The sequence below is a fragment of the Agromyces sp. NPDC058126 genome (assembly GCF_042884595.1).
In the GTDB taxonomy this organism is placed as follows: Bacteria; Actinomycetota; Actinomycetes; order Actinomycetales; family Microbacteriaceae; genus Agromyces.
The window spans coordinates 792493-813443 of sequence record NZ_JBHVTS010000001.1 but is presented as its reverse complement, the minus strand read 5'-3'; the positions used below and the strand labels follow the sequence as shown (position 1 = coordinate 813443).

13 protein-coding genes and 1 pseudogene are annotated in these 20951 nt (G+C 69.0%); 6 read left to right on the top strand and 8 right to left on the bottom strand.

What is annotated here, in order from left to right; translation table 11 throughout:
- Positions 1-54: 54 nt before the first annotated feature.
- The 5 genes from ACFVTR_RS03585 to ACFVTR_RS03565 all read right to left on the bottom strand — a co-directional run bounded on the left by ACFVTR_RS03585 (position 55) and on the right by ACFVTR_RS03565 (position 6528).
- The gene (locus tag ACFVTR_RS03585) at positions 55-1530 is read right to left on the bottom strand and encodes a DUF5719 family protein (RefSeq protein ID WP_387034802.1); all 1476 of its coding nucleotides are present in this window, start codon (positions 1528-1530) and stop codon (positions 55-57) included.
- Positions 1520-4696 carry a glycosyltransferase gene (locus ACFVTR_RS03580; RefSeq protein ID WP_387034800.1) on the bottom strand — a complete coding sequence of 1059 codons (3177 nt, stop codon included), beginning with the start codon at positions 4694-4696 and terminating at the stop codon, positions 1520-1522. Before ACFVTR_RS03580 ends, ACFVTR_RS03585 begins: the two co-directional genes overlap by 11 nt.
- Positions 4697-4807: 111 nt before the next feature.
- Positions 4808-5128 (bottom strand): WhiB family transcriptional regulator, encoded by a 321-nt coding sequence (locus ACFVTR_RS03575; RefSeq protein ID WP_376941052.1) that lies wholly within the window; start codon positions 5126-5128, stop codon positions 4808-4810.
- 181 nt (positions 5129-5309) lie between these two features.
- Positions 5310-6272 carry a UDP-glucose 4-epimerase GalE gene (gene galE, locus ACFVTR_RS03570; RefSeq protein WP_387034798.1) on the bottom strand — a complete coding sequence of 321 codons (963 nt, stop codon included), beginning with the start codon at positions 6270-6272 and terminating at the stop codon, positions 5310-5312.
- Between the two features lie 118 nt (positions 6273-6390).
- Entirely contained in the window at positions 6391-6528 is a 138-nt protein-coding gene (locus ACFVTR_RS03565) for a hypothetical protein (RefSeq protein WP_387034796.1), read from the bottom strand.
- An 85-nt stretch (positions 6529-6613) separates the two neighbouring features.
- Between ACFVTR_RS03565 and ACFVTR_RS03560 the strand changes: the two genes are divergently transcribed.
- Entirely contained in the window at positions 6614-7570 is a 957-nt protein-coding gene (locus ACFVTR_RS03560; protein WP_387034794.1) for a GlxA family transcriptional regulator, read from the top strand.
- Here the strand turns inward: ACFVTR_RS03560 and manA are convergent, their stop codons facing one another.
- Complete coding sequence (manA, locus tag ACFVTR_RS03555; protein WP_387034792.1) at positions 7571-8836, bottom strand: mannose-6-phosphate isomerase, class I; 1266 nt, start codon at positions 8834-8836, stop codon at positions 7571-7573.
- A 170-nt stretch (positions 8837-9006) separates the two neighbouring features.
- Here manA and ACFVTR_RS03550 point away from each other — a divergent pair, with 170 nt between their 5' ends.
- Both ACFVTR_RS03550 and ACFVTR_RS03545 read left to right on the top strand, forming a co-directional pair.
- Positions 9007-11022 (top strand): acyltransferase family protein, encoded by a 2016-nt coding sequence (locus tag ACFVTR_RS03550; RefSeq protein ID WP_387034790.1) that lies wholly within the window; start codon positions 9007-9009, stop codon positions 11020-11022.
- Positions 11023-11143: 121 nt separating this feature from the next.
- Positions 11144-13330 (top strand): hypothetical protein, encoded by a 2187-nt coding sequence (locus ACFVTR_RS03545; RefSeq protein ID WP_387034788.1) that lies wholly within the window; start codon positions 11144-11146, stop codon positions 13328-13330.
- Positions 13331-13464: 134 nt separating this feature from the next.
- Here the strand turns inward: ACFVTR_RS03545 and ACFVTR_RS03540 are convergent, their stop codons facing one another.
- Complete coding sequence (locus ACFVTR_RS03540) at positions 13465-13899, bottom strand: hypothetical protein (protein WP_387034786.1); 435 nt, start codon at positions 13897-13899, stop codon at positions 13465-13467.
- Positions 13900-14199: 300 nt separating this feature from the next.
- Between ACFVTR_RS03540 and ACFVTR_RS03535 the strand changes: the two are divergent.
- Positions 14200-14907 (top strand): annotated as a pseudogene (locus ACFVTR_RS03535) (glycosyltransferase); the annotation flags it as partial.
- A 1667-nt stretch (positions 14908-16574) separates the two neighbouring features.
- Here ACFVTR_RS03535 and wecB read toward each other — a convergent pair.
- On the bottom strand, positions 16575-17759 hold the full coding sequence (gene wecB, locus ACFVTR_RS03530; RefSeq protein WP_387034784.1) for a non-hydrolyzing UDP-N-acetylglucosamine 2-epimerase: 1185 nt from the start codon (positions 17757-17759) through the stop codon (positions 16575-16577).
- Positions 17760-17907: 148 nt separating this feature from the next.
- Between wecB and wecC the strand changes: the two genes are divergently transcribed.
- Positions 17908-19158: a UDP-N-acetyl-D-mannosamine dehydrogenase gene (gene wecC / locus ACFVTR_RS03525; protein WP_387034782.1), complete on the top strand. Its 1251-nt coding sequence runs from the start codon at positions 17908-17910 to the stop codon at positions 19156-19158.
- A 91-nt stretch (positions 19159-19249) separates the two neighbouring features.
- Entirely contained in the window at positions 19250-20929 is a 1680-nt protein-coding gene (locus ACFVTR_RS03520) for a glycosyl transferase (RefSeq protein ID WP_387034780.1), read from the top strand.
- Positions 20930-20951: the final 22 nt, after the last annotated feature.

Here is a 20951-nt window from a genome sequence, read left to right as displayed (position 1 = left end):
GGCGTGCGGCGACGCCGCGCGGCGACGAACGGCTCCGCGCGCACCGCGCCCCGCTCAGCGCGGCGTGACGACGATCGGCGAGTCGAGCGGCCCGGGCGGCCGGACCGGGAACGACGACAGGGCGCGCTCGCCCGAGAACGAGACGGTGGCGTGCACCCCGTCGGCCCCGCCGAGCTCGACGACGCTGCGCTGCTCGAGCTCGATCGACGCCGCCTCCTCGGGCGCGAGCCGGACGACGCGCTCCTCGCCGTCGACGACGGCTAGCACCTCGAGCTCCTCGTCGCCCGGGTTCAGCAGGTGCAGCACCGGACCGGGCCCGCGAGGCACGGCCACGACGGCGTCATCGAGCAGCGGTGCCGTGGCGACCGTCCAGGCGAGGTCGACGGAGGACTCCTCGTCGTCGCCGCCGGGGGCGGTCTGCGCCTGCGGGGTGCCGGTGGTCGCGCGGGCCGCGGCGACGATCGGCGCGTCGGCCTCGAGCGTGATCGTGTAGTCGCCCTCGTCGAGCTCGCCGAGGGGCACGTCGGTCACCTGGCCGGGTTCGAGCGAGACGTCGATGCCCGCCCCGCCGCCGCCCGACTCGGAGGCGACGCCGATCGAGACCTCGACGGGCTCGTCGCCCGGCGCGAAGAGCCGCACCGCCGGGTGGTCGTCGCCCTCGGCGTGGTCGTCGGCCGGGTCGACGCCGCCGGCGGTCGGCACCACGAAGCCGGGGATCAGCTGGGTCGTCGCGGGCATCGCCGTCGGGCCGACGAGCTCGACCCCCGCAGGGGTGAGCCCCTCGATGACCGAGTGCTCGAGCGTCGCCGCGATCGCACCGCCCGTGCTGGTCACGTGCACCACGGGTGAGCGGAGGTTCGGCGCCAGCCCCGCGAGCGAGAGCACGCGCTGCTCACCGGCCGGCACCGTGATGCCGAGCGCCGACGGGGCCTCCACCGGGCCGTTCTCGCCGCTGACGCGCACGTCCACCGTCGCGGCGACCTCGCTGGGGTTCGACAGCAGCACGATGCTGCTCCGGCCGACATCGGTGGCACCGCCGACGAGCCAGGCCTCGGCGACCGCTTCGTCGCACGCGGCGGCGGCGAATCCGGCGATCGTCTCGCGTTCGCTGCGCTGCCCCTGCGCTCCCGCGAGTTCACCGGCACCGGCGGCACCGGCCTCGGTGGTGATGGCGAGCGGGGTGCCGTCGCGGTCGGCGTTCGGGTTCTCGGGGGCGCCGAGCGGCGTCTCGGTGATCTCGACGTCGTCGGGCGAGACGCCCGTCGTGACCGAGGTCGAGCCGACCGACACCGCGGTCGTCGCGTCGGCGGCGTCGTCGCCGAGCGAGAGCAGCGGTCCGGGGCAGACCCGCAGCTGCCCGGTCTCCGCGGGCTCCACCACCGTCGAGGGCGGTTCGACGCGGAATTCGGGCCACGGGACGAGGGCCGCCGCCGCGAGGGCGGCCGCCGCGATCCCGCCGGCGAGGACGAGGGCGAGGCCGCGACCACCCGCGCGGGCGACGTTGCGAGCGAGTTCGCGCTTATCGGCCATCGTCGTCTCCTTCGCTCGCGGGGGTGGGTTCCTCCGGGCGCTCGGGCTCGGGTTCGGGTTCGGATGCCTCGGGGCCCGACTCGCCAGAGTCGGCTCCGGCGTCGGCATCGGGGGCCGAGTCGGGAACCGTGCCGGCGTCGGGCTCCGGGCCCGCATCGGGCTCCGCGCCCGCATCCGGGCGCGCGTCCTCCGCCGAGGCATCCCCCGCATCGACCGCCCCGTCGGCGGGGCCGCTCTCGCCGGCATCGGCGGCGTCGTCGACGGCATCGTCCTGCTGCGCATCGACCTCCGGCTCTGCGACCGCGGTACCGGCGGCCGCCGCGGCGGCCCGCTCCTTCCGCCGTGGCGTCACCGGGCGGCGCCGCTCGGGTCGGCGATCCGCCTCCCTCCCGGCTCCGGTGGGGATCGAGAGCAGCAGCGTCGCTCCGAGCACGAGGAGCTGCACGGCGGTGATGACGCCGGCGATCCATCCTCCGGCGTCGGCCGGGATCTGCGCGGCCGGGGCGTCGGCTTCCGCGGCGGTGAAGCGCCAGAGCGTGCCGAAGTCCGTCTCGCCGACGGCGACGAGCGCCGAGTTGGCGTCGAGCGCGGTGCGCGCGCGATCGGCCACCGCGACCGCGGCGCTGTCGTCGGCGTCGACCGGCTCGTCGAGCAGCACGAACGAGGCGCCGAACTCCTCGACCGCCGCCTCCGCCCCTGTGCCGCTGCGCGAGGCGAGGTTGCCGGCGACGAGCGCGAGCTCCTCCTCCTCGGCCGACAGCGTCCGCGCGGTCGCCGCGAGCGTCGACTGCTCGTCGAGCGTGGTCCCGGTGCCGCGCTCGAGGGTCGCGCGCAGGCTTCCGTCGGCGGCCGGCGTCAGTCGGAGCGTGGTGACCCGCGGGTCGGTCTCGGCCTCCGCGCCCACGAACGCGGGCAGCGTGCGAGCGGTCGCGGGCTGCACGGCGACGGAGCCCGTTGCGAGCGCGATCCCGGTCGGCAGCATCGCGGCCGCCATCGCGGCGAACACCACCCATCCGAGCAGCGCGCGGCCGCGTCGCATCGCGTCGAGCGCAAGCACGGCGGCGAGCACGAGGCCGAGCCAGGCGAGGCTGAGGCCCCCGCCCGTCCAGACCGGGATGGCGTGCGACCCGGCCGAGGCGACCGAGAGGTGCGCCGCGGCGACCGCGGTCGCGAAGCCGAGGAGCGCGATTCCGAGGGACAGCGCGGCGGCCCGGAGCGAGCGGGTGAGCACCGCGGTGAGCGCGACGAGCACGAGCGGCAGCACGAGCGCACTGAGGGCGATGCGGAAGTCGACGGAGCCGGAGCCGGAGCCGGAGAAGAAGTCCTCCCACCCACCCCAGGAGCCGTCGGGGAGTCCGAGGGCGAGCTGCCAGGTCGACGGGATGCCGCTCCCGGTCGGGAGCCCCGGATCGGCGACGAGGCCGAGCAGCGTGCCACGACGGAGCTGATCGACGACGAGCGGCAGCGCGAGCACGAGCGCCGGGATCGGCAGGCCGATGAGGCGCACCCAGGCGCGCCCGCTCACCGCGAGCGCGACGATCCATGCGACGAGCAGCGCGGGTGCGAGGCTCGGGGCGGCGCCGACGAGGGCGGCGAGGAGCAGCGAAGCGGTGGCTGCCGCCGCCCACGAGGTGGCGGCGCCGAAGGCGGCGAACGCGAACCACGCCAGCAGCACGTGCGCGAGCACGGCTCCGGGGCGTCCGTCGCCGAGCGCGATGAGGAACGGCGGCGCGAAGGCCCAGAGGAGCGCCGCGACGGCGCGCACCGAGGCGCGTTCGGTCAGTCGCGAGGCGGCGAACCAGGCGCCGACGGCGGCGGCGGGGATCGCGAGGAGCCAGAGCAGCAGGAGCGCGAACGACGGCGCCCAGAACGCCGCTGAGCCGAGGACGGCGAGGACGCCGGCGAACGGGTCGGCCGCGCCGACGAATCCGGTGCCGAGGTCGCGCCATCCGTAGGCGGCGTTCCGCCAGAGGTCGGCGAGGTCGTTCGAGAGCGGCTGGAGCGCCCCGCCGCCGACCCCGCCCGAGCCGAGCAGCCAGGAGAAGAGCCCCACGGAGGCGGCCGCCGTCGCGAGGAGGATCCATCCCCCGCCCGTGCCGATGAACTGGAGCTCGTGCTTGCGCCCGCGCGCCCGCTCACGGCGGGCCTCGGCGGAGTGCTGCCGCCGGCGCCGCATCTCGTCGGGCTGCATGCGGAGCGGGGCGATCGCCGACCATCCGACCGTGCGCGCCGACTTCAGGGCCCGCCGGGCCCGCGGCACCCGCGCGCCCGAGAACATCGTCGTGAACGCCGCGGCGAACTCGCCGGGGATGGCGCCGGGCGCCTTGACGAGCAGGAGCCGCACCGAGCGGACGACGGCGAGCAGCAGGAAGCTGAGCCAGTGCAGCGGCACGAACGGCAGCGGTGCGTAGACGAGTCGCCGGTGCAGCTGGGCCGCACGGGTCGCACGCACGCGACGGCGCGTCGTGCGAGCTCGCGGGCCGGCTTCGGGGCCGGCGACGCCGACACCGGCGAAGCGCACCTTCGCCTCGGGGACGACTGCGACCCGGTGCCCGGCCAGGCGGGCGCGGATCGAGAGGTCGAGCGCGTCGTCGACGGTGGGGAGTCCCGGGTCGAACCCGCCGAGCGCCCGCCAGACGGTGTGCCGCACGAGGATCGCCGCGGGGTCGAGCCCGAGGACGTCGCTGAGCCCGTCGTGCTGGCCCTGGTCGAGTTCGTCGGTGACAATCGCGACGCTGCGTCCGAGCCGGGTGATCGAGCGGCCGAATCGGGCGATGCGCTCCGGCTCGTCCCAGTTGAGAAGCTTCGGGCCGGCGACCGCGACCGACTTCGCGGTCTCGAAGGCGGCGACGAGCTGGGCGAGTGCGTCGGGCGCGGGGGCGCTGTCCTCTGTGAGCAGCCAGAGCGCGTCGCCGTCGCCGTCCGGCGCCTCGAGCACGCGGTCGGCGGCTCGGATCGCCGCACCGAACGAGAGGTGCTGCGAGAGGTCGATGAGGTGGGAGGGCGAGGCCGAGGCGACCTGCTCTCGTGCGACGTCGTCGGCCTCGGTGAGGACGACGACGAGCGCGTCAGGCGTCCGCTCCTGGGAGCGGATTGCATCGAGCGTCTGGCGGAGGTGGTCGCCGCCGTGGTGCACGACGAGGACGGCGGTGACTCTGGGGAACATCGGGGTCAGCCTAAGCGGCGCACCCCGCGGCATCCGCAAGCGAGGCGGGCGCGCCTCGAAAACGGCGGCCGGAAAGCCGAGCGCGGAGCCTGCCGAAGCAGGCTCCGCGCCTCACACCGCCCGCTTGCGGAGCTTGCGCCGCTCGCGTTCGGAGAGTCCGCCCCAGATTCCGAAGCGCTCGTCATTGCCGAGCGCGTATTCGAGGCATTCGCCCCGAACCTCGCAACCGGTGCAGATCTTCTTCGCGTCCCTCGTCGATCCGCCCTTTTCAGGGAAGAACGCCTCGGGATCGGTCTGCGCGCACAATGCGTCGCTCTGCCACGCCAACGGATTGTCGTCGTCGACCGTCGGTCGCACGCCGGGAACTCCCAGCCTGACCGGATCGATGAACCAATCGTCAGGTACTCCAGAACGATATTCAGGACTTCCCATATCGTCTCCCACCCAGTTGTACCGACCACCCAGAGGGTGTGTCACGACCAATTACACCGGTGTAGTTCGTGAGAGTCAAGTCGTAGATCGTAAACCCTCGATTCGCCGTCGAGGCTTCACGAGGGTCACGACACGCCGGGTGTTGAGCAGACGTTATGATTCGGGCGCGGATGACTCGCGCTCAGCTCGCGGCGCGGCGGGCCTCCCAGGCGCTGCGCACCATGTCGGTGAGCGAGTGGCGCATGCGCCAGTCGAGGTCGCGCGCCGCGAGTTCGCCGGAGGCCACGATGCGGGCGGGATCGCCGGCGCGCCGGGGCGCGACCTCGGGTTCGAACGCGATGCCGGTGACCTCGGCGACCGCCGTCATGATCTCGCCGACCGAGACGCCCTCGCCCGATCCGAGGTTGTAGACGGGCTCGACCGGTTCGCCGGCCTCGAGCCGCTGCGCCGCGACGACGTGGGCTTCGGCGAGGTCGGCGACGTGGATGTAGTCGCGCACGCAGGTGCCGTCTGGCGTCGCGTAGTCGTCGCCGTTGATGCGCGGGGTGCGTCCGTCGAGCAGCGCGTCGAAGACGAGGGGGAAGAGGTTGTGCGGGCTCGGGTCGAACACCTCGGGCGTGCCCGATCCGACGACGTTGAAGTACCGCAGGCTCGTGTGGGCGAGCCCTGTGGCCCGCGCCTGGTCGGCGAGGAGCCACTCGCCGATGAGCTTCGACTCGCCGTAGGGCGACTCGGGATGCTTCGCGGTCGCCTCGGTGACGAGGTCGACGTCGGGCGTGCCGTACACGGCCGCGCTCGACGAGAAGACGATGTTCGAGACCCCCTTCGCCTCCATCGCGGCAAGGAGGGTCGCGGTGCCCGTGACGTTCTGCTGGTAGGTGTGCAGCGGTCGCTGCACCGAGACACCGGCGTACTTGTACCCGGCGAGGTGCACGACGCCGCGGATGCCGTAGCGCTCGAACGCCGACTCGAGGACCCGTCCGTCGAGGATGGAGCCCTGCACGAAGGGGATGCCGTCGGTCACGAATCCGCGCCGGCCCGAGGAGAGGTCATCGACGACGACGGTGTCGATGCCCTTCGCCGCGAATGCCCGCACGACGTGCGACCCGATGTAACCCGCTCCCCCGGTGACCAGCCAGCTCATGTTCGACCTCTCCGGGCGGCGGTGTCTCCGGCGCCCACCCGATCGTAACGAACGAGGCGAGGCCGAGCCCGCCGGCCGCTCTCCAGGGAGCGACGGCGGGCTCGATGCGCGTCGGCGGTCAGCTGAGTCGTTCGATGTGGCGCGTGCGGTCGCGGATCTCGGGACGACCGTAGCCGTCGTCGTCGAGCCGGAGCACGGTGGCGAGGACTCCCCAGATGGCGAGCCCCGCGAGCACGAGGAGGATGATGGTGGTCATGGCAGTAAATCTACGTATTGCCAGATACTGCCGAAAGTGGCAGAGTGGACACTAATCGATCGATTTCTGCCAAGCGGAGGGCACCGTGCTCCACTCCATCGCCTGTCTCGCCATCCCCCAGATGGCGCCGTTCGAATTCGGCGTGATCTGCGAGGTCTTCGGCATCGACCGCTCCGAGCAGGGCGGCCCGAACTTCGACTTCCACGTCGTCGCCGCCGACCCCGGCCCCATCTCGACGAAGCTCGGGTTCGACATCGTCGTGCACGAGGGGCTCGAGTTCGCCCGCACCGCCGACCTCGTCGCAGTGCCGGCCGCCCTCATCGACGAACCGCTCGACGAGCGCGTCGCCGAGGTGCTCCGCGACGCCGTCGCACGCGGCGCCTGGGTGCTCAGCGTCTGCTCGGGCGCCTTCACGCTCGGCCGCGCCGGCGTGCTCGACGGCCGGCGCGCGACCACCCACTGGATGTACACCGACCGCCTCGCCGCCGAGTTCCCGACCACCGACGTCGACCCCGACGTGCTCTTCGTGCAGGACGACAAGGTCGTCACCGGAGCAGGCACCGCCGCAGGCATCGACGCGGCACTCCACATCGTGCGCTCCGAACTCGGCGCGAGCGCCGCGAACATCATCGCCCGTCGCATGGTGGTGCCCCCGCAGCGCGACGGCGGCCAGTCCCAGTTCATCCAGACGCCCGTGGGCGAGTGCCACAGCGACTCGTTCGCGACGATCACCGCCTGGATGCTCGAGCACCTCGACGAAGAGCTCACCGTCGACCGGCTCGCCCGCACCGCACTCATGTCGCCGCGCACCTTCGCCCGCCGGTTCCGCGCCGAGACGGGCACGACGCCGAACGCCTGGCTCAACCGTCAGCGGCTGCTGCGCGCGCAGCAGCTCCTCGAGGAGACCGACCTCAACCTCGAGCAGATCGCCCGCGACACCGGGTTCGGCGCCGCCGCCGTCATGCGGCACCACTTCGTCAAGGTGCTGCAGACCACGCCGACCGCCTACCGGCGGCTGTTCGGGCTCCGCGTCGCGAGCTGATCAGGCGGTGGGCGCGCCAGTGGCACCGACCGTCGCGATCCACGCGTCTCCCTCGCCGAGGACGAGGAGCTCCCGCTCTTCGGGCGTGACGAACACGGCCTCACCGCGCTCGAGGCGCACCGGCCCGGTCGAGACGACGCCGCGCAGCTCGATCGGCGCACCCTCCGCCACGACGATCGCCGGCCCTTCGAGCGCGACCCGTCCCGAGGTCCCGGCCGTCGAGGGTTCGACGCGGTACAGCTGGAAGTCGGGCACCCCCGGGCGGAACGCCCGCACGCCGGGCGCGACCTCGATCGGTTCGAGCCGCGGCGGCGGCATGGGGGTGAAGTCGAGCACGCGGGCGAGCTCGTCGACGTCGACGTGCTTTGGAGTGAGCCCGCCGCGCAGCACGTTGTCGCTCGCGGCCATCAGCTCGATGCCGAGACCGTCGAGGTATGCGTGGATGTTGCCCGCGGCGAGGTAGAGCGACTCCCCCGCCGTGAGACGAACCCGGTTGAGCAGCAGCGAGATGACGATGCCGGGGTCGCCCGGGTAGGTCTCCGCGAGCGCGCCGACGGTCTCGAACGAGACGGCGTACGGCGAGGCTGCGGCCTCGGGCGATGCGGCGAGCGCGGTCACCCGCTCGATCACCCAGCTCGCCTCGCCGGTGTCGCCGCCGCGGCCGTCGGTCAGCAGCCACTCGACGGTCGTGCGGAGCCCGTCGGCACTCGTGAGACGCGACTCGAGCAGCTCGAGCGCTCCGGGTTCGGGTGAGCCGGATGCCCCGTCGGCAGCACGGAGCGCGTCCAGGATCCCGTGCACCTCCTCCAGGGGCCGGAACCCCGACAACGCGTCGAAGGTCTCGCTCACCGCCACGATGAGCTCGGGCTTGTGGAACTCGTCCTTGTAGTTGCGGTCGTACGCATCGATCGGGACCCCGTCGGCCTCCTCGCGTGCGAAGCCCGCTCGTGCCTGCTCGGGGGTCGGATGGGCCTGCAGCGAGAGCGGCGCGCCCGCAGCGAGCACCTTCAGGAGGAACGGCAGTCGCGCCCCCCTGGAGGCGAGCTCGGAACCGAGCGCCGCGACCGGGTCGGCGGCGATCCACTCGGCGAGGTCGGCGTGCCCGACCGATGCGGCGTCGACGATCCGCGCCGGCGACCCGGCGTGCGCGCCGAGCCAGAGCTCAGCCTCGGGGTCGCCCGATGCGGGCCTGCCGCGGTACCCGGCGATCGCGCTCCTCGACCCCCAGGCGTAGTCGCGGGGGGTGTTGTCGATCGCCACGAACATGCGTGCTGGTCCCTTCCTTCGGCGTGGCTCCAAACTACCAACGGACGCGGACGTCCGAATGAGGGGTACCGTCACGCCTCGTCGCATCCCTCCTGCGAGTGGCCAGCCGGCGCTCGACCGGCCCCTAGACTCGATTGCCCCTTCTCGAGAGTCAGGAGAGTCACGCCGAGATGCCCAGTCCCACCGCCCGCCGGATCGACGAGATCGAAGGGCTCCGCGGCCTCGCCCTAACGCTCGTCGTGCTGTTCCACCTCTTCGGCATGGGCAGGGTGTCAGGCGGTGTCGATGTGTTCCTGTTCGTGTCAGGGTTCCTCCTCACGCTGACGATGCTCAGGAGCTGGTCGACAGGCCGGCCTCAGAACCTCCGTCGGCGTTACACCCGGATCATCCTGCGGTTGACTCCTGCAGCGTTGCTCGTGCTCGCCGCGACGGCAGTGCTCACGCTGGCCGTCCTCCCCCCGTCGACGTGGTCGCAGACCGCACGCGAGATCACGGCCGCTGCGTTCTACTACGAGAACTGGGAGCTGATCGGATCGCAGCTCGCATATGGAGCGGCGGGCCCCTCGACCAGCCCGGTCCAGCATTTCTGGTCGCTGTCGGTTCAAGGCCAGTTCTTCCTCGTGTGGCCGCTCATCATGGTGGCGTTGTTCGCCGTGGGCGGGCGGCATGTCTGGACCAAGCACCTCGTCGCCGTCGTCGTCGCGTCGGCCTCGGTCGCATCGTTCATCTACGCGATCTCCCTGAATGCGAATGAACCGGCCGTCGCGTACTTCGACTCCTTCACGAGATTCTGGGAGATCGGGGCCGGGGCGCTCCTCGCCGTCGTCTTCAGCCGCGTCAACCGGGTGGGCGATGCGTGGCGCGTCGTGCTCGGATGGGTGGGGGCCGCTCTGATCGTCGCCTCGGGGTTCGTGCTCGACGGCGCGAAGCAGTTCCCCGGTCCGGCCGCGCTCGTTCCCGTCGTCGGTGCAGCGCTCATCATCCTCTGCTCCGGGGAACCGACTCGTCTCGGCGTCGATCGGGCGCTCGCGACACCGCCGATGCGGTGGCTCGCCAGAATCTCCTATCCCCTGTACCTCTGGCATTGGCCCATCCTCATCGGCTACCTCGCCGTCCGCGACTACGACCACGTCGGTGTTCTGGGCGGGGCCTTCGTTCTTGTCGCTGCAGGTGTGCTCGCCTGGTTGACCCAGCGTTTCGTCTCCGAGCCGATACTCGAGCGTGCGAGCCGAGCTCCGCGAAAGCACCACCCGATCCTGGCCGTCGCCGCGGCCGCTGCACTGACCGTGGTCGTCTCGAGTGGCGCAACGGCTGCCGAGCAGTCCCGGAGCGAGACCCTCAGCAGCGTCGCCGACGAGGCGTCGGAGTACCCGGGCGCACTCGTCCTCACGGAGGGCAGCGTCGCTCCCGAGGGAGTGGAACCCGCTCCTGACGCCTCGATCGCGTTCGATGATCTTCCCGCCGTCTACTCGGAGAAGTGCATCCAGAACTACCGCGATCAGCCCCAGTACGCCGTCGTCCAGACGTGCGAGCCCCGGGGCGATGCCGACTCCGACATCGAGATCGTGATGTCCGGAGGGTCGCACACTCAGCAATGGGCGGACGCGATGACGATTCTCGCTGAACGCCACCACTGGCGACTCACGATCATCGACAAGGACGGTTGCCGCCTGAGCCTCGATGAGCACAACCCCAACGCGAGTTGCGTCGCGTGGAACAAGGCGGCGATGGACGAGCTCATCAGGATCCGCCCCGACGCCGTCTTCACCGTCTCGACCAAGACCTACCTCGACAAGCCGGAGCTCGTGATCCCGGGCCAGTTGACGGCCTGGCAGACTCTCGATGAAGCGGATGTCCCGGTGATCGGTGTACGGGACACTCCGCGCTTCCCCTGGCGCATCCCCGAATGCCTCGAGGAGCGACCGGATGCCCCAGCGGACTGCGGCCTCGACCGCGCGCGGGTCTACGCCGAGACATCCCCCACCCTGTCCGTCGACCGGTTGCCCGATTCTTTCATCGAGCTCGACGTCGCTGACGGATTCTGCGATGGAAGATGCGAACCGGTGGTGGGGAACGTGACCGCATACCGAGATGACGACCACATGACGGCGTCGTACTCGACCACCCTTGTACCGTTGCTCGAGGACGAACTCAAGGCATCGGCCGGTTACCTGTTCCGCGAGTGAGTCGCCGAGCCGGGCTCGAGATGCGTGCCCGCGACGAACCCGATAGCGTTCAACCTTGGGCTGCCGCATGCCCGACGATCACCATTCAGTTCCAGCGGGCTACGGAGTTTGAGGGGAACCAATGCAGACCGCGCAGCTCGCCGGGAATCTCTCGGACGCAGTAGTCATCACCGGAATCGGCGCGGCTGCACTGAGCGCCCTTTCAGATGCTCCGGCCGCGTACCGGCTCGTCCGTGCGTCCGGCCTCATGACCATGGGCGTGGGAACAGACCTCCACACGTTCGGCGACTCCCTGGTACCAGACGTGTCGCTCGCCGAATCGCTCGACGGGACTGGCGAATGGCTCGGTGTTTTCCACTCATTCGCGAGTGACGAACTGGCCATCGGCGCCGACTTCGTGGGCTACGCGCAGATCTACTACTCGCTGATCGAGCGACACCCACGACTCGGCCGCGCGGTCGTCGTCGGTCTCACGCTTCGTTCAGTGGTCACGGTCCTCGCAGAGCTGGGTGAACGCCCTGGTCTCGATGTCTCGCAGATGCTGCCATCACTCGTCGCGAGCAACAACCTCTTCCGAACTCGCTGGTCGAGTTCGTCCTTCGCGTCCGGCGTCGGCGTCCTCCGCTCGAATGAACTGATTGTGGCCGGCCCACATGGATTCGGGATCGTATCGAGGCCGATGGCGACCTCCTCCTCAGACGACTATGCGACGCTCATCGAGCGCGGATTCTCCCGCTCGGTCGACTCGATCGTCGCCGCCACCCGGTCCGATCTGCCTGTCGTACTGAGTCTTTCCGGAGGGAAGGACTCTCGCGCACTGCTGGCGTTCGCGCTCGCCGGCGGTGTGGCATCGGATATCCGCATCTCCACGCTGATGCCCAGTGGCGGGCCCGGCGCGTCTCGAGACGTCATCTCGAAGGACCTGAGTATCGCTTCGCGACTTGTCGAACGCTACGGGCTCGGGTGGTGGGATCAGGGAACTAGCGTGCAGCGAGGCGTCACGTTTGAGGAGAACGTCGCGCATTGGCAGGACTATCGCGGGAACAATTCCTTCGAGATGCACTCGCGCGCTTCGGTCACGGAGCCGATACCTCGATGGTCCCTCGTCGGGATCGGCGGTGAGTTGCTCAGAAGCTACATCGGCGCCGATTACCGGAAGAATTTCCCCGGCTGGTGGTCACGGGCAGGCAAGGGCTGGGACGACGTCGCCGCCGATGCCGCCGCGCTCTTCGATATCATCTGCCCGAACTTCGACATCGACGCCGAGCTCTACGCGGAATCTCGCAGGGCGTTCTCGGACGCGCTGGCACTGCGCGAAGGCGACGGCATCATCGCCCAACTCGATCAAGGTTACTTCGAGTACCGCAACCGATGCCACGGAGGCTCGGCCCACTACCAGTTGCCGTTCGGCAGCCGAACGATCTACCCGCTCGTGCAACCGGAGTTCATCGCCGCGAGCCGGCTCCAGGGAACCGAGGAGGCCGAGGGCGGCAGAGTACTGTTCGATCTCATCGCCACGGGCGATCCCGAGCTACACGACTTGGACTACGCATCGCCCCCGTGGCCCGGCGGCTTCCGAACTGCGTCAGCCACAGCCTCCGACGTCTGGGAGGGGTTCGACGGCCGGCGGGCCATGGACTCGCTGGTCGCGGCGCGTTCTGCGCTGCCGTCCCCGCGCCGCTTGGACCGCCCCGAGCCGTACGCGTTCGAGCGATCCGCTCTCGAGCGGATCGGCCAAAATCTTGAGCCGATCCTCGACGCACTGCACCTCGGCCATGCTGCGGAACACGGCCTCACGGGACGGATCGCGCGCACCGCCCAGTTCGGCGACAACCTCGTTCGCGTCCTGCTCGCGGCGACGGAGACCGCCGCCGATGTGCTCCAGCCCGGCGCGGCACCGACGCGTGTCCTCCGTTGGGATCTTGGAGCCGGTACGCCCCCGCAGCCGACGACCGTCATGCTCGATGATCGATCGCCCTGGGGAGGCTCGCGACCGGTCGAGGCGATCCGCCTCAAGTCCGCACTCGAACGCATCGATCTCTCCGGCGTCACGGGTTCAGTCGCGACCACCCGCGCGGGGGCCGCGGTTCGCAGTGTGGAGGTACGAATCGAGGGCCTCCGGGCCGGCAGCGAAGCTGCGTGCTATCTCCATGTCGGCGGAAAACGGATTGCGACGGAGTGGTACAAGGTCGATCCGCTCTTCCGCTTCGATGTCGAGGGTGCACACGAGGGCACGGTCCGCGCGGAGGTCTTTCTGCGCTGGATCGGCGATCCGGTCGTTCAGCGCCTCCTGCAGTTGGGGGAATGACCCGGGGTCGTCCTCACGACCGTCGACCGCTGAACGTGGATCCGAGGACACGGCTCCGCCCTGTCGCAGGCCGCACGGTCAGGGAGCGCGCCTCGGGCTGCGCTCGAGTCCGCCATCGGCCCGATGTCGCCAAATCAGCCTTCGGATGGCCGGGCGAACAGTGAGGCCCCCTTCTCCACATCGAACTCGGTTTCGATCAGGGGACCGAACTCACGCCGCCAGGAGGCGACGGTCGCCTGCTCATCTGGGCGTTTCATGTCGTCCATGATGATCACCGCGTCCGACGACAGCAGGTCGTGGAGCACGCGCATCGCCGGCCGTCTGGCGAGAGGACCGGTCGATTCGGGCGGCCCATCGACGAACAGCAGATCGATGTCGCTGATTCCGCGAAGCGCATCTCTGGAGTACCAGGTGCCCACGCCGTCCCATTCCTCGAGCGGCGCCCGGCGTACTTCGGCGAACGAACCGAGCCCGTGCGCTTCGATGAGCGACTCGGTGCGGAGCGCGTACTTCTCACTGCTCTCGAGCGCGATCACTTTCGTGCCGGGCGAGTACTTGTGCGCGGCCATCGCCAACCAGAATGTCGAAACCCCGCTCCCGCACTCGAGAATCAGACGGGGCTGACGAGTACGGACGAGATCGACGAGTCGCAGCAACACGTCCGGCGAAGCGGCCCACCCTCGCATCTGAGGCACCGAGGCGCCTACCTCGAACTGGCCGAAGAGATTGATGGCTGCTTGAACCTGGGCGTAGTGGAACTGCAGGTCGGCCTTCGTGGCCACAGTGCCACGCATTTCGCTCACGCCGGCCTGCGCTTCGAGAACGGCGAGCTCGGTCTCCACGAGCGTGGCCCGGAGCCGGCCCAGCTCATGCTGGACGGCCTGCCCGTCCTGCTGGATCCGCCTGAGCTGCTTGAGCATCTGCACGTCCTGCTTGGCGAGCACTCGCCGTGCCTGCACCTCCACGCGCGCGGCGACGATGACGAGCAGAGCGCCGATCGCCCCGATCGCCACCGCCAAGGCGATGCCTCCGAACAGCTCGTACGCCAGCGCACTCGCGGCGACGACGATCGCGCCGATGATCAACCCGGCGATCGCTCGGCCCGTTCGCGTCCGCGGCATAACCGTGCGCAATCTCTGCATCTTCGTCATCGCATCCTCATGGAATCGCCACTTCCCGCAGGGTGGACGGACGGTGCGCGTGACGCGCATACAATCGAGCGCGTGGACAGCGCCCTTCCGACCGTATCAGTGATTCTTCCGACCCACAGGGGCGGGTCGCGGATCAACCAGATGCTGGCCGCGCTGGCCCGCCAGAGCATCGCCTCGGACCGCGTGGAGCTCGTCGTCGTCGAGAACGGAACGCCCGACGGGACGAGCGAGCTCGTCCAATGGTTCAGCGCACAATACCCCGGAATGCGAATCATCTACGACTGGCTTCCGGAGGCGAACGTCTCAGCAGCGGTCAATCGCGCCCTCGATCTCGCCACATACGAATACATCACGTTCGTCGACGACGACGACGACCTCGCACCGAGCTACCTCGAGGCGCTCCTGCAGGAGGCGACCCCCGACGCGGTCACGGTCTCCTGGATCGCGGACATCGACCCTGCCGAGGGGGTCGCCCGCTACGGCAACTACGTGAGCCGAGCCTTGAGCCGCGTCGCTGGCGAGACCGTACATCCGAGCGCGGTACCGCAGGCGCTCGCGCTCAATGTATGCAAGCTCGTCGCACGGGACCGAACCCACCGATACAGGTGGGACACCTCGCTGCTGAGCGGCATGGACGTCATCTTCTGGACCGAACTGGTCAACGGCGAAAGCCTGAATCTGAAGATCCTGGAGCCGGCTGCTCGCGCGGTCTACTACCGCTACGTTCGGAGCGGTTCCCACTCGCGGCCTCTCGACCGCCCGTTCGAGTACGGCGTGCTCGCGAAGCTCACCGTCATCGAACGACTCGCCGATATCTCCCGAGACCCCGATGCCTGGGCGACCGACGTCGCGCGCCGACATGTCTCCGGACAGGTCCGCCACATCGCGAACTACCTGCGCGAGCACCCGAACCTCCATCGAAGCGCGGTCGAGGCCGTGACCGCCAGCTCGGTCAGGGATCTCGTCTCGTGGCCTGAGCTCAACCGGGGCAGGGCGCGTGATCTGGTCGTGTCGTACTGCTTTCCCCCGACGGCCGATTCAAGTGCCGTCGTGGCCGCCCGCCGCGTCTACAGGGAAGGGCGCTGCGTGGATGTCGTCTCGCACAGCATGCCCCGTGTCCGTTCGACGGATCCCGCGGTGGCGACGATGCTCGCACCGTTCGTCGGCGAGCATTGGCGCCTCAAAACCCCGGTGACGACGCTGAACTGGTCGGGCGGCGTTCGTCAGTTCGTCGTCGAAGGCTGGTCGAAGCTCGAGGAACACACCGAAGACGGCTGGCCGTACGAACGAATGTACAGCCGAGCGATGTGGCCGGCGTCGCACCTCCTCGCCGCGCTCGTGAAGATCAAGCGGCCGACGACGTACTGGGTCGCCGAGATGTCCGATCCACTCGCCCACAACACCGTCGGCGAGCTCCGCATCGGCGACCTCCAGCGCGACGATCTCGCAATGGAATTCATCGATGAGCTGCGCGCTCGTGACTTCCCGGTCCTCGACGACGACAACCTCGCCCGGTGGATCGAGCACCTCACGTACGCGCTGGCGGATGAGGTCGTCTTCACCAACGCCAACCAACTCGAGTACATGCTCGACCACGTGCCCGCCGCCGGTATGCAGGAATTCGTTCGGTCGAAGGCAGTGGTCGACGCTCATCCGGTACCTGCCGAGGAATGGTTCGACGCCGAATCTTCACAGCTCCTCGCCGCCACCACAAGGGCGCGGATCGGCTACTTCGGGACGTTCTACGCGAATCGGGGCCTCGACGAGGTCCTCACTTCACTCGCCGAACTCGACGACTCCGATCGCGGCGCGCTCTCGCTCGAGGTGTTCACGACGAACGGCACGGAGCTCCTCGCCCGCGTACACGAGTACGGACTCGACGATGTCGTCAGCGTGCACCCCGCGCTGCCCTACCTGAAGTACCTCGCAACGGCGCGAGCGCTCGACGTGCTCCTCGTGAACGACACTGAGGCGACGAAGTACCACGGACTCAATCCGTACCTGCCGTCGAAGGTCGCCGACTACCTGGGAACCGGGCGTCCTGTCTGGGGAATCTGCGAGCGCGGATCACCGCTCAGCTCGATTCCGGTCGCCTACCGCTCGTGGGTCGCCGACACGACGTCGATCACGGCCGTGCTCCGCACCATCGCCTCGGGTTCGAAGTCCGCAATACGTGCTCCGATGCCGAGCCGCTCCGCGAGCGCCGCGACGGTGCGAGCCGAGGCGAGCCCGTCTCCATAGGGATTGACGGCATTCGCCATCGCGGAATAGACCGCGCTGTCATCGAGCAGGGCACTCGTCTCGTCGAAGATACGACTCTCAGAAGCACCGACGAGCCGCACGGTTCCGGCCTCGACTGCTTCGGGGCGCTCGGTCGTGTCGCGCATGACCAGGACCGGCTTACCGAGCGACGGCGCCTCCTCCTGGATCCCTCCCGAGTCCGTGAGCACGACGGCAGAAGCTGCGAGCGCCTTGACGAACGGCGCGTACTCGAGCGGCTCGGTGATGTGCACATTCGGCAGGCCCATGAGCTGGGGGTACATCGCTGCTCGAACCGTCGGGTTGAGGTGCGCTGGGTAGAGGAAGTCGACGTCGGGGTACGCTCGGGCAAGGCGCGAGACGGCTCGCCCGATCGCGTCCATACCGCCCGCCTGGTTCTCCCTCCGGTGCGTGGTCACGATGACGAGGCGTCGCGCACTCTCGACGAGCGCTTCGAGGGGCCCGTCGAGCGTGACGTGGACGTCGACGGCCTGCAGGAGTGCATCGATGACCGTGTTCCCAGTCACGACGATATCCTTCGCAGGAACACCCTCGGCGATGAGATTCGACCGACTCGTCTGCGTCGGGGCGAGATGAATGTCGGCGAGCTGGGTGGTGACCTTGCGGTTCAGCTCTTCGGGGAAGGGTGAACGCCGATTGAAGCTGCGGAGGCCTGCTTCGAGGTGCGCAACCGGCACCTCGGCGAACGCGGCCGCCAGTGCCGCGGCGGTACTCGTCGTCGTGTCGCCCTGGACGACCACGTAGTCGGGTCGTTCTTTCGCCAAGAGCGGCGCGAGGCCGCTCATCACCCGCACGGTGATCTCGCTCAGCGTCTGCCCCTGGCGAAGGATGTCGAGATCGTGGTGTGGAGTGATCCCGAAGAGGCGATTCACCTGATCGAGCATTGCGCGGTGCTGGCCCGTGACGACGACCGAAGTCTCGAATCGGGGGTCTGCCTCGAGAGCACGAATGAGCGGTGCCACCTTGATCGCCTCGGGCCGTGTTCCATAGACGACCATTACCCGCATCCGACTACCTTCGTTGAGTTGATTCGACCGCGATCGGGACGCGCTCGCGTCGTGATCGGGGCGGCCCGTCATGCTGTATTCTCACTCGGACGGTCCCGACCCTCGAGCGTACCGCCTTCACGATCTGGAGTCAGCACACATGCATGTCAGCATCATCGGCCTCGGGTACATCGGACTACCCACCGCAGTCGCGCTGGCGAACGCCGGGGTGAAGGTGCGCGGTGTTGATCTCAACGAGGCCGTGGTCCGCAACGTGAACGACGGCATTCTCTCCTTCGTCGAACCAGGCCTTGCGGAGCAGCTGGCGAACGTCGTCGACGCCGGCCTCCTCACCGCCGGCACGGCCCCTGAGCAAGCTGATGTGTTCGTCGTAGCGGTGCCCACGCCATTCAACGGGGACCGGACGGCAGACCTCCGCGCCGTCGAAGCAGCCACCCGGAGCCTTTCGAAAGTGCTCCACGGCGGTGAACTCGTCATCCTCGAGAGCACGAGCCCACCCGGCACCACCGAACGGCTGATGGGCTGGGTGGCTGAAGAGCGTCCGGACCTCGTGGGCGAGGTCGACTTCGCCCACTGCCCGGAGCGAGTGCTGCCGGGCCAGATGATGCGCGAGCTCGTGGAGAACGGCCGCATCGTCGGAGGACTCACCCCAGCCGCGTCGCTCCGTGCGAAGGCCCTCTACGAGTCGTTCTGCCGAGGCACGATTCTCACGGCCGACGCGCGCACGGCAGAACTGGTCAAGCTCGTCGAGAACGCCTACCGCGACGTGAACATCGCTTTCGCGAACGAGATCTCACTGATCTCCGACCAGCTCAGCGTGAACACCTGGGAGGTCATCGAGCTCGCCAATCAACACCCGCGTGTCAACATCCTGAATCCGGGGCCCGGGGTCGGTGGGCACTGCATCGCCGTGGACCCCTGGTTCATCGTCGAGGCAGCACCCAGCACGGCCAAGCTGATCCGCCTCGCCCGCGAGGTCAATGACGCGAAACCCGACTACGTCGTCCAGCAGGTCGCTGACGCCGCAGGGCCGTCGACCAGTTCAATCGCCGTGCTCGGGCTCGCCTTCAAGAAGAATGTCGATGACCTGCGCGGGAGCCCCGCGATCGACATCACTCGGAGAATCGCGGAACGGTTCCCCACTGTGGCCGTGCACGTCATCGAGCCGCATATCGCCGAACTTCCGGCCGAGCTCCGGTTGCCGAATGTCGCCCTCGAGAGCACGGCGGCGATCGCCTCCGCCGATATCGTCCTTCTCCTCGTCGATCACGACCAGTTCCAGGCCGCGCACACCTATGTCGCTGCCGACGCCAGTGTCATCGACACTCGCGGACAGTGGGGGTCCGTCGATCTCCACGCGCTCTCGACCCTCGACGCGGCCGCGAGGTGAACCATCGTGTGTGGCGAGCCGCCGAACACCAGGACCGCTGAGGCCGATTCCCGGTTCAGTGGCCCGATCGTGCGAGACCGGAGTCCCGCGCTTGGCTGACCGACTCGTCCGATTCGTTCGCGGCTTCGTTTCCATCGGCGGTGTCGAGGCCGTCCTGAGCATCGCGGTCCTTGCGGTCGCGCTGTGGCCTGAACAACGCCCGCAAGTCCTTCTGATCGCGCTAATCTGCGCTCTGGCGATTGCGACCGCGCTCGGCGCGTTGCAATCCCGACGACAGCTCGACGACTTCGCGCCGCTCGCTCGTTTCCGGATTCTTCGGGTGATTGCCGCCGCGAGCATTCTCGCGTTCGAGCCGAAGTCGGCCGCTCTGGCCTGCGTGTTGATCCTCTTGGGGGTGATCATCGAGGAACCGCTACGGCTGGCGTTGATCACCGCCGCACCGCTCCTCGCGAATCTCCCGGGCGTCGAACTGCGCAACGCGGCGACGTTCCCACCACGATGGCTGTATTTCTCGAATCTCGCTGCACTTGTCGCTTCCTCCGTGGTACTGCTCGGGTTCGAGTCGGCTGCCTACGCGGCCAGCGTGCTGGGCGCGATCACGATCGCCGGCGCTCTCGTGCTTCTGGGTGACTCCGCCGCACGGCGGAGGCGCTCTGCGATCGTTGAGGCCGGACTGCCCCGCGCGCTCGTTACGTATGGTCCCGAATTCGTCGTGTACTGGGACGCAGCGCGCGGCACCGGCTACCAGCTCCGGATGTGGATCGAGCAGCTCGAGGAACTCGACGCGCCATTCATCATCGTCCTTCGCGAACGCGGCAGCTTCGAGGATGCGCTCGAGATCACCACGAGACCCGTGCTGCTCCGATTGAGCCACTCCGACCTCGATGCCTTGCTGGTTCCGTCTTTGCGGGTGGCCTTCTACGTCAACAACGCGACTCGGAACGCGAACTTCACCCGCTTCGCCCAACTCAGGCATGTGCAGCTCAATCACGGGGAGAGCGACAAAGCACCGAGCTACAGTCCGTCCATGCGCATGTACGACCACGACTTCGTCGCAGGCCAGGCCGCGGTCGCCCGGTTCGCCGACCGGGCTGTCACGACGACGGCCGACTTCTTCCGAATCGTCGGACGACCCCAGCTCGCCCCCATCAGCCAGTCGGCCCCGCATCCCGGACCACGACGCGTGCTGTACGCACCGACCTGGGCAGGATTCAACGCGGACACGGCGCACAGCTCACTCCTCTTCGGTGAGCGGATCGTCGCGGAACTTCTCCGTCACGACGACATCGAGGTCGATTTCCGCCCGCACCCCCACACCGACCATGTCCGTTGGACCCGGCACGCCGCTGCTCGGATTCGCCGATGCCTGGAACAGGATCGTGCACGCACCGGCCGGAACCACCGGTTCAGCAGGTCTTTCGGAACCAGCGACCTCTACCTGACCTTCAACGAGGTCGATGCGGTGATCGCCGATGTCTCGAGCGTGATCGCCGACTTCCTCGCCTCCGGCAAGCCGTTCGCGGTCACCGAGACCGGACTTCCGACGACGTCGTCGGTGAAGGGACCGGCAATCGAATCCGCCGGCTACACGATCCGTGACTCGGACGATTCCATCCGAAACGGGATCGCCGCGCTGCTCGGGACCGACCCTGCCTCGGCGAACCGAGCCGAGGTGCGCCGGTACTTCCTCGGATTCGACGACCCAGCTGAATCGGTCGCGGCGTTCCGGTCAGCGGCCAGAAGCGTGCTCGACCTGCCGAAGAGGGCCTAGCAGGCCGCGCCCGACCCGACTT

Excerpts from the sequence above, each read along its gene's own strand:
- ACFVTR_RS03585 (WP_387034802.1), bottom strand. The coding sequence starts at position 1,530 with ATGGCCGATAAGCGCGAACTCGCTCGCAACGTCGCCCGCGCGGGTGGT.
- ACFVTR_RS03580 (WP_387034800.1), bottom strand. The coding sequence starts at position 4,696 with ATGTTCCCCAGAGTCACCGCCGTCCTCGTCGTGCACCACGGCGGCGAC.
- ACFVTR_RS03575 (WP_376941052.1), bottom strand. The coding sequence starts at position 5,128 with ATGGGAAGTCCTGAATATCGTTCTGGAGTACCTGACGATTGGTTCATC.
- galE (WP_387034798.1), bottom strand. The coding sequence starts at position 6,272 with ATGAGCTGGCTGGTCACCGGGGGAGCGGGTTACATCGGGTCGCACGTC.
- ACFVTR_RS03565 (WP_387034796.1), bottom strand. The coding sequence starts at position 6,528 with ATGACCACCATCATCCTCCTCGTGCTCGCGGGGCTCGCCATCTGGGGA.
- manA (WP_387034792.1), bottom strand. The coding sequence starts at position 8,836 with ATGTTCGTGGCGATCGACAACACCCCCCGCGACTACGCCTGGGGGTCG.
- ACFVTR_RS03550 (WP_387034790.1), top strand. The coding sequence starts at position 9,007 with ATGCCCAGTCCCACCGCCCGCCGGATCGACGAGATCGAAGGGCTCCGC.
- ACFVTR_RS03545 (WP_387034788.1), top strand. The coding sequence starts at position 11,144 with ATGCAGACCGCGCAGCTCGCCGGGAATCTCTCGGACGCAGTAGTCATC.
- ACFVTR_RS03540 (WP_387034786.1), bottom strand. The coding sequence starts at position 13,899 with ATGGCCGCGCACAAGTACTCGCCCGGCACGAAAGTGATCGCGCTCGAG.
- wecB (WP_387034784.1), bottom strand. The coding sequence starts at position 17,759 with ATGGTCGTCTATGGAACACGGCCCGAGGCGATCAAGGTGGCACCGCTC.
- wecC (WP_387034782.1), top strand. The coding sequence starts at position 17,908 with ATGCATGTCAGCATCATCGGCCTCGGGTACATCGGACTACCCACCGCA.